Annotated in this window: 2 protein-coding genes; both read left to right on the top strand. The window is 41.3% G+C overall.

The genetic code is table 11. From position 1 onward, the window contains the following. Positions 1-1,111 (top strand): DNA polymerase Y family protein (locus AC1DPQ_RS19850; protein WP_477610640.1); only part of this gene is annotated, 1,111 nt, incomplete at its 5' end. A gap of 2 nt (positions 1,112-1,113) precedes the next feature. Beyond that, positions 1,114-4,088 (top strand): DNA polymerase III subunit alpha (gene dnaE, locus AC1DPQ_RS19845; protein WP_477610639.1); only part of this gene is annotated, 2,975 nt, incomplete at its 3' end.

The raw sequence follows: 4,088 nt of genomic DNA, 5'->3' as shown, positions 1-4,088 counted from the left end.
CCCCCAGGCTATATTTTTAAAAGGCGATATGGAAGAATATTCCAAGGCATCACATGATATTACCGAAATTATTGCCGATAAAGTTCCCCTTTTTGAAAAAGCCAGTATTGACGAGCACTATATCGATATGACGGGCATGGACCGCTTTTTTGGTTGTATGAAATTCGCGTCAGAGCTCAGACAAAACATTATCAAAGAAATGGGCTTACCGATTTCCTTTGGCCTGTCGATCAATAAAACCGTAGCCAAAATAGCCACGAACGAATCTAAGCCTGATGGCGAACGGCAGGTTACTTTTCCCGAATTGCGGCCCTTTCTTGATCCTTTGGCGATCCACAAAATTCCGGGTATTGGCCATGCTACCTATAAAAAATTAAGCGAAATGGGTGTTCGTGAAATCCTTACGCTTACCCAGATCCCACAACAGCTCATGTTTAAAATACTGGGGCAGCATGGTTTAAGTTTATGGCAAAAAGCAAATGGGGTCGATCTTTCGCCAGTTGTACCTTATCGTGAAAGGAAATCTATTGGTACACAGGCTACCTTCGAAAGCGATACCATGGATATGGCCAAATTAAAGGCCATTATAACCGGAATGGTTACCGGCTTAACTTTTCAGCTGCGTAACCAGAAAAAATTAACCGCCTGCATTACCGTAACCGTGCGTTATACCAATTTCGAAACGGTTACCCAGCAAGAGCGTATTCCGTATACCTCGCTCGATTCTTTTTTAATCAGTAAAGCACATAGCCTGTTCGAAAAGGTGTATGCAAAACGGATGCTGTTACGGCTGGTAGGCGTAAAGCTTTCGCATCTGGTGAGCGGTTACGAGCAGATTGGCTTATATAATATTGCCGAAGAAGAATATAGTCTTTACCAGGCCATGGATAAAGTACGTAACCACTATGGTGCCGAAGCAGTGGTAAAAGCCTGTATTGTTACCCAGCCACCCCGCGATGAAACGGGGAAAATAATCAAGTACAATCCCCGTAAAAAGAAAATATTGATCGAAAACCAAACAGAAGATGAACAGCAGGAAGTAAGAAAACGATCGAAAATTAGAAGTTTTATGAGTGAAAAAGGAACAATAGGTACTAAATCTTATGATTAGCAATGTTTTTAAATGTCCATTCTTCTTATAGCCTAAAGTATGGCACGCAGCGCATTGACCAGTTAATTGCTACTGCCCGGAGTTTGGGTATCCACCAAATGGTACTTACTGATATCAATAATTCAACTGGTGCGGTAGAGTTTATTCGCGAGTGTTATAAACAAGGCATTGCCAAAGAAGCCGACGAAATACACAAAGGCAATATTCCGTATCAGATTAAACCGGTAGCGGGGATCGAATTCCGGATCGATAACAGGTTGTTGTATGTGGGCATTGCGAAGAATAAAGAGGGAATGCGTGAACTGAATGAATTTTTAAGCCATCACAACATCAACCATATTCCGTTACCCAATGTTCCACCCGAAATGGAGAATGTTTATATCATTTATCCCTTTCAAAAATCTTTTAACCCAGTACTAAAAGCAAATGAATTTGTAGGCATCCGTGCCAAACAGCTCAATCTTTTGTACAAACATCCGCTTTTAAAACAGAAAGAAAAGTTGTTGGTGTGGCATCCTGTTACCGTTAGCGATAAGATTACCTACCGCCTGCACGAATATTTTAGGGCGATCGAGCTTAATACCCTTTTAAGTAAAGTGAACGATGACCAAAAATGCGATCCGGATGAGTTCCTGATTCCAGAAGTAGAACTAACCCAGCAATTTGAACAGTATCCCTTTATTGTTCAGAATACACAGAAACTGATAAACAGCTGCGATTTAAGTGTTTATTTTGAGGATGGCACTACACCTACTTCTAAAAACAAGTTTTTTTATACCGGAGATTTCGAAGGAGATAAAAAAATGCTTCGGGAGTTGGCCGAAGAAGGGCTTAGATACCGTTATGGTGAAAATAATACAGATGCCACTGAGCGTTTGGAGAAAGAACTCCGGATCATCGAACTTAAAAACTTCTGTGCCTATTTTCTCATTACCTTCGATATTGTAAGCTATGCCATGAATAAATGCGGTTTTTACCACGTTGGCCGTGGCTCGGGTGCCAACAGCATTGTAGCTTATTGCTTGCGCATTACCGATGTAGATCCGATTGATCTCGATTTGTATTTCGAACGTTTCCTGCATGAAAAACGGACAAGTCCGCCAGATTTTGACATCGATTTCTCCTGGGACGAAAGGGAGGTGATACAACGTTATATCTTTGAACGTTATCCCAAATGGCATGTTGCTTTTTTAGGCACCATGAGCACTTTTAAAGATCGTGCAATTATCAGGGAAATCGGTAAAGTGCTGGGTTTACCCAAAGGAGAAATAGATAGTTTTACAGATCCCACCAAAGAACGTGAAAATTTACTGAATGTTACTTACCAGAAGTTATTGGCCGTGTACCAATACATGAAAGGAATGCCCAACCAGCGTTCGATTCATGCCGGAGGAATTTTAATTTCCGAAGAACCGATTACTTATTATACAGCCTTGGATATGCCGCCAAAAGGTTTTCCAACCGTGCAATGGGATATGTACGAAGCCGAAGCTATAGGTTATGAGAAATTCGATATTTTAAGTCAGCGGGGTATCGGGCATATCCGCGAAGCCGTGCAGCTCATTAAAAAAAATAAGGGAAAGGATATCGACATCCACGATTTTAAAACYTTTAAAGAAGACCAGAAATTGAACGGTATTCTTAAAGAAGGACAGCCCATTGGGTGTTTTTATATCGAATCGCCGGCTATGCGGCAACTGCTCAAAAAACTCAAATGCGATAATTATCTTACCCTGGTGGCAGCCAGTTCCATTATCCGTCCGGGCGTGGCGAGTTCAGGCATGATGAAATCCTATATCGAACGCTATCACGCACCCGATAAAGTAGTATACCTCTGCGAAGTGATGAAAGAGCGGCTTAGCGAAACCTATGGGGTAATGGTTTATCAGGAAGATGTGATCAAAGTATGTCATTATTTTGCAGGTCTGGATCTTGCCGATGCTGATATCCTGCGCAAAGCGATGAGCGGTAAATACCGGTCTAAACTGGCTTTTGATGAACTGGTGAATAAGTTTTTTGTTTCAGCCAGAGAAGAAGGGCACTCAGAAGAACTCATTACCGAAGTTTGGCGACAGATTTCTTCTTTTGCCGGTTATAGTTTTTCAAAAGCACATTCAGCCTCTTTTGCAGTAGAAAGTTACCAGAGTTTATTTTTGAAAACGTATTACCCCATGGAATTTATGGTAGCGGTACTGAATAATTATGGAGGTTTTTACAGTCGCTGGGTTTACGTGCACGAACTGCAAAAAACAGGAGCAAGGGTGCATTTACCCTGCGTTAACTGTAGCGATGATGTGGTAAATATAAAAGGCGAAGATGCTTATCTGGGCTTCATTGCCGTTCAGGGCTTGGAAGAAAAAATCATCAAAATTATTCCACAAGAACGTGCTGCAAATGGTTTGTATATAGATCTCGAAGATATTGTAAGGCGGACCTGCATCTCATTAGAACAGGCCATTATTTTAATCCGTTTGGGCGCCTTGCGTTTTACCGGGAAAGATCGGAAAACCCTGCTTTGGGATGTGCATAACTACCTTGGGTTTAAACAAAAAAAAGTGAATCATGCCGAGCTTTTTAAGCTGAGTTACAAAACCTATCAGCTCCCCGTCTTGGCCGATTCCGAACTCGAAAATGCTTACACAGAATTAGAGTTATTGGGATATCCGCTTAATTATAAAATGTTCGATTTTTTAAAAACACCTTATCGTGGTGATGTGATGGCGGTAGATCTGCACACACATTTGGGTAAAACGGTAAGAATGGTAGGGAGCTATGTTTGCGAAAAAACGGTACATACCATTAAAAACACCAAAATGTGGTTCGGTACTTTTTTAGATGCCAACGGCGATTTTTTTGATACGACCCATTTCCCCAATAGCACACCCATGTATCCTTTTAAAGGAAAGGGCTGTTACCTTATTTTAGGTAAAGTGGTAGAAGATTTCGGCTTTCAGAGCATCGAAGTTTTAAAGTTCGC

The sequence above is a fragment of the Pedobacter sp. 01T416_2 genome (assembly GCF_056398925.1).
Note: the sequence above shows the minus strand (reverse complement) of the source record. Positions and strands in the feature narration are given on the sequence as shown.